Here is a 4,492-nt window from a genome sequence, read left to right as displayed (position 1 = left end):
CAGCACCGCACCCGGCCGCGCGCCCGGCGGCCCACGGCTGCCGGTGGTCGGCATGGTGCCGGTCGCCGCCGAACAGGCCGAACGCCTGGCCGCCCGCCCGCAGTTCGGCCTCCCGGCCGGGCCGTGGGCGCACCTGACGGCGCTCGCCGCCGAGGCGAGCCACGGCGGCGGCCTGTTCTGGTGGCACGGCTGGGAGCAGTCCGCCACCGCCCTGCACACGGTGCGGCGCGCGCTCTGGGAGGCGGGCCTCTAGCCCCGCGCCTCCAGTCCCGGGCCGGGTGCTGCCCCGGGGCTCGATCGGGTATCAGCGGCGGGTTTCGACCTTCAGGTCGCCGTGGGTCACCGTGCGCATCCTGTCGCTGGCGAGCAGGTCGTGCGGGAAGCCGAGTTCGATCGCGCTGGCCTCGTCGAGGCGGGCCAGTTGGGAGGCCGTGAAGTCGACCTCCAGGGCACCCAGATTGTCCTCCAGCTGCGCGAGAGTGCGGGCGCCGATGAGCGATGCCGTCACATCCGGGTTCTGCAGGGTCCAGGCCAGCCCGACCTGGGCGGTTGTGCGGCCCAGCTCCGCGGCGACCTCCTTCACGACATCAGCGATGTCCAGGTTGTGTTCGGTGAGCCCGCCGTTGGCGATATTGAAATTCTTACGGGTGCCGTCGTCGACCGCGGTGTCCGTCGTGGTCAGGTCGTCGCGGCTGTACTTGCCGGTGAGCACCCCGCCGGCAAGTGGCGAGTACGGCACCACGCCCAACCCCATCTCGCGTGCCATCGGGATCAGGTCACGTTCCCCGGTACGCTCGATCAGGTTGTATTCGATCTGCAGGGCGACCAGCGGCGACCAGCCGCGCAGGTCGGCGATCGCCTGCATGCGCGACACCTGCCAGGCCGGGGCGTTGGAGATCGCCACGTACAAGACCTTGCCCTGCCGGACCAGATCGTCCATGCCACGCAGGATCTCCTCGACCGGTGTCGTGAAATCCCACACGTGCAGGTAGAGCAGATCGATGTAGTCCGTATTCAGCTGTCGCAGACTGGCTTCCACCGACGCGAACAGGCTCTTGCGGTGAGGGCCCCCGGAATTCGGGTCGCCGGGCCGGCGCAGCGTGGTGTATTTCGTTGCCAGCACCAGGCTTTCGCGGTTGTCGCGGGTGAATTCACCCAGCAGGCGCTCGGAGCTGCCATTGGTGTAGGTGTTGGCGGTGTCGACGAAGTTGCCGCCGCGCTCGACGTAGAGGTCGAACAGCTTACGCGCCTCGTCCTGCTCGGCACCCCAGCCCCACTCGGTGCCGAAGGTCGCCGCGCCCAGCGCCAGCGGTGAGACCCGCAGCCCGGAGCGGCCCAGCAGCCGGTAGGTGTCGAGGGTGAGCGACATCGTGTCCTCCTGTGCTTGTCATCCGTTGTCGAGAACAAGTCTGTGACCGCCGCGAGTCGGGGATAAGGGAAAGAAGTTCCTGGGAACACCAGTCCTACCCTGGCTGTTGGATCGAACATGATGACCCGCACCGTGGACACGGCAAAGGAGTTGGCCGCGTTCCTGCGGACCCGGCGCGAGCGCCTCGACCCGAAGGACTTCGGCCTGCCGTCGCGTCAGCAGGCCCGGCGGACCCCGGGGCTGCGTCGTGAAGAGGTCGCCGAACTGGCTGGGGTCAGCATCGACTACATCGCGCGGCTGGAACAGGCCCGGGGACTGCGGCCCTCGGCGAACGTGGTGGAGGCGTTGGCCCGGGCGCTGCGCCTGGCCCCCGACGAACGCACCTACCTCTTCAACCTGGCCCAGCAGCGCCCCCGCAACGCCGACAAGCCCGCCACCACCGCAGCACCCCCGCTGGCCCGGCTGGTCGCCGACCTGTCGCCGCTGCCGGCCGTGCTGATGAACCACCGCTACGACATCCTGGCCTGGAACGGCGAAATGGCGAGGCTGCTGCTGGATTTCGACACCCTGCCGCCGTCGCAACGCAATGCCATGTGGCTGTGCCTGGTACACCCGGAAATACGCGAGTTCTATGTCGACCGCGAGCGCGTCGTGCGGGAGGGAATCGCCCACCTGCGCGCAGCGTGGGCCGCGCACCCGGAGGACCAGGCGTTGACCGACCTCATCACCGAATGCACCACCCGTAACGAGGAATTCGCGCGATTGTGGGCCGAGGGAGACGTGAAGGTCAACGGCCGCGGACACAAGGTGATGCGGAATCCGGACGCAGGTGTGATCGCCGTGAACTTCGAAGTACTCATGCCACTCCAAGATCCGGACCAGCGGTTGATGATCTGCCGTGCCGCGGACGATGAGAGCCGGTCGGCATTGAACCGGTTGTGCTCGCGGTGACGTAGAACCCTCATTCCGGCGTGCCTCGGAGTCCATCGGTGAGATCCGGGCCGAAAGCATGCCGGGTGCCCGGACGGCGCGGTGTCCATGACTGCTACACGTTCGCGGCCAGGACTTTCGAAATAGGCCCTAGCCCCGCGCCTCCGGCCCCGGGCCGGGGGCCAGTCGCCGGACGCGCAGCACGGCGGTCAGCATCGGGAGCGTGAACTCGCCTTGGGCGGTCTCCGGCCGGTCTGCGAGGAACGCGCGGATCCGGCCGAGTCTGGCCTCCCGCTCCTGCTCCGGCATGACGAGCATGCCCGCGCGGGTCGCGAGGGTCGCGACGAGGGAGTCGGCGGTGCGGAGTTGCCCGTGCGGGAACTGCTCCTGCTCCGGCGAGCCGAACCGGGCGGCCGCGCCGGTCTTCGGAAGGTGCATGCCGGTCGTCTCGGCGCGCCAGCCGGCGGGCGTGTCACGCGGGCCGATGGCCTCGCCCCCGCTGACCTGTGCGAGCCCGTCGACCCAGGCGACCTGGTCGTCCATCACGTTCCACAGGCCGGCCAGGACGCCGCCGGGGGCGAGGACCCGGGCGATCTCGGGCCCCGCGACGGCCATGTCGAACCAGTGCATGGCGTTGCCGGCGACCACGGCGTCGACGGAGGCGTCCGGCAACGGAACCGTCTCCGCGCTCCCTGACAGGGCACGGACCTCCGGCAGCGAACGGCGCAGCTCGGCCAGCATCGCCGGGTCGGGTTCGACCGCGATGACCTCGGTACCCAGCGCGGCCAGCACGCCGGTCAGCTTGCCGGTTCCGGCGCCGAGGTCGAGCACGCGCGGGCCGGGAGCGGGTTCGAGCGCCCAACGCACCGCGTCCTGCGCGTAGTCCGGGCGGTGCTCGGCGTACGCGGCCGCCGCCGCGCCGAACGACGAGGCGTGGAGTGAGCGTTGATCTCGATCCATGCGGTCATGCTAGCCGCGCCGCGCCGTCCGGGCACTCCGCCGGCGGCGATGCGACCCTGGCCGCCATGGGCGCGGACCGACGCGTGCTGGCCGGTGTCGACCTCGACGGCGCCATCACGCCACCGGTTCCCGCGACCGGCATCGGCGGCCGCCCGGTCCTGCTGATCGCGGCCGCGGACCCGAGCGGCCCGGACATCGTGCCGTCCTGGACCAGCAGTTGGCCGAACCTGGACGGATGGAAGCGGTGGCTCACCGTCGCCGGCGCCGACCACTACACCTTCACCGACCTGGACTACCTGGTCAACGAGAGCGGCGTGCTGCCCATCCCGAACGCTCCCCGGTCGATCGCGATCACCACCAGCTATGTCGGCGCCTTCTTCGAGCGCCAACTCAAGGGAACCTGCGAGCCGTTGCTCAACGGCCCCAGCCGGGACTTCCCCGAGGTGGCCTTCACTCGACCCTGACCGGCACGGACGGCAGAAGGGGCCCCGGTGCCACGGAGGCGGCTCGCCCGCATCGAGGCGCGAGGAACGTTGACTCCCTGCGGAGCTTCGCCCAGCGGTTGAGCGCGCGGACGCAGCAGGCCCAGGCCGTCATCTCGAAGGACGGCGCCGTCGGCTGGAGACCTTCTTCAGAGGTCGGGTCCCGCCCCCTGCCCCGCCTCCCAGAGGTCAGTGGCGACGGGCAGAATGTTCGTCATGTTCGACGGACTCCACGACATCGACTGGTCGCAGATGCATCACGCCTACGGCACCGCGGAGGAGGTGCCCAGGCTGCTGCACGCGCTCGCCTCCTCCGACGAGGAGGAGCGCGGGGACGCGCTCGGCAGGTTCTACAGCGCCGTCCACCATCAGGGCGACGTCTACCAGTGCACGGCCGCAAGCGTGCCGTTCCTCTTCGAGCTGGCCGGCGACGCCGCTGCGCCCGTACGGGCGGCGGTGGTCGAACTGCTGGTCGGCATCGGCAGCGCGGCGCTCGCGTACGGCGCGACCGAGGAGAACAGCTGGGACTTCTCCGGGCACTACAAGGCCGCGGCGCTGATGCGGGAGCAGGCCGAGACGTTCATCGGGTTCGCCACGGACTCCGACCGGCTGGTGCGGCAGGCGGCGATACCCGCGCTCGGGCTGTTGGTCGACGATGCGGAACGCGCTGCCGCGGGGGTTGGGGAACGGGTTCCACCACCAACGGGGTGTGTCGTACGGGAGCGGCTGGTAGTGGGGAGGGTCGAGAATG

General features: G+C 70.2%; 5 protein-coding genes and 1 pseudogene. 4 read left to right on the top strand and 2 right to left on the bottom strand.

The features are described 5' to 3' along the window. Positions 1 to 253: hypothetical protein (locus ACFV6I_RS33600; protein ID WP_380429477.1), on the top strand; the 253-nt coding region annotated here is incomplete at its 5' end. Positions 254 to 304: 51 nt separating this feature from the next. Here the strand turns inward: ACFV6I_RS33600 and ACFV6I_RS33595 are convergent. Then, a complete protein-coding gene (locus tag ACFV6I_RS33595; protein WP_380429474.1) occupies positions 305 to 1,369 on the bottom strand; it encodes an aldo/keto reductase in 1,065 nt (354 codons plus the stop codon). 117 nt (positions 1,370 to 1,486) lie between these two features. Between ACFV6I_RS33595 and ACFV6I_RS33590 the strand changes: the two genes are divergently transcribed. Next, positions 1,487 to 2,320: a helix-turn-helix transcriptional regulator gene (locus ACFV6I_RS33590; protein WP_380429472.1), complete on the top strand. Its 834-nt coding sequence runs from the start codon at positions 1,487 to 1,489 to the stop codon at positions 2,318 to 2,320. A gap of 129 nt (positions 2,321 to 2,449) precedes the next feature. On the opposite strand, the gene ACFV6I_RS33585 is transcribed toward ACFV6I_RS33590, so the two are convergent. Further along, positions 2,450 to 3,259: a class I SAM-dependent methyltransferase gene (locus ACFV6I_RS33585; RefSeq protein WP_380429470.1), complete on the bottom strand. Its 810-nt coding sequence runs from the start codon at positions 3,257 to 3,259 to the stop codon at positions 2,450 to 2,452. Positions 3,260 to 3,324: 65 nt separating this feature from the next. Between ACFV6I_RS33585 and ACFV6I_RS33580 the strand changes: the two genes are divergently transcribed. Continuing rightward, a complete protein-coding gene (locus ACFV6I_RS33580; protein ID WP_159398392.1) occupies positions 3,325 to 3,723 on the top strand; it encodes a hypothetical protein in 399 nt (132 codons plus the stop codon). 234 nt (positions 3,724 to 3,957) lie between these two features. Further along, positions 3,958 to 4,492, top strand: a pseudogene (locus ACFV6I_RS33575) (HEAT repeat domain-containing protein); the annotation flags it as partial.

Source organism: Kitasatospora sp. NPDC059803, from assembly GCF_042732255.1.
Taxonomy (GTDB): Bacteria; Actinomycetota; Actinomycetes; order Streptomycetales; family Streptomycetaceae; genus Kitasatospora.
The sequence above is the reverse complement of the archived record's forward strand: the minus strand, read 5'-3'. Positions and strand labels throughout refer to the sequence as shown.

Coding starts and splice junctions, on each gene's coding strand:
- ACFV6I_RS33595 (WP_380429474.1), bottom strand. CDS start 1,369: ATGTCGCTCACCCTCGACACCTACCGGCTGCTGGGCCGCTCCGGGCTG.
- ACFV6I_RS33590 (WP_380429472.1), top strand. CDS start 1,487: ATGATGACCCGCACCGTGGACACGGCAAAGGAGTTGGCCGCGTTCCTG.
- ACFV6I_RS33585 (WP_380429470.1), bottom strand. CDS start 3,259: ATGGATCGAGATCAACGCTCACTCCACGCCTCGTCGTTCGGCGCGGCG.
- ACFV6I_RS33580 (WP_159398392.1), top strand. CDS start 3,325: ATGGGCGCGGACCGACGCGTGCTGGCCGGTGTCGACCTCGACGGCGCC.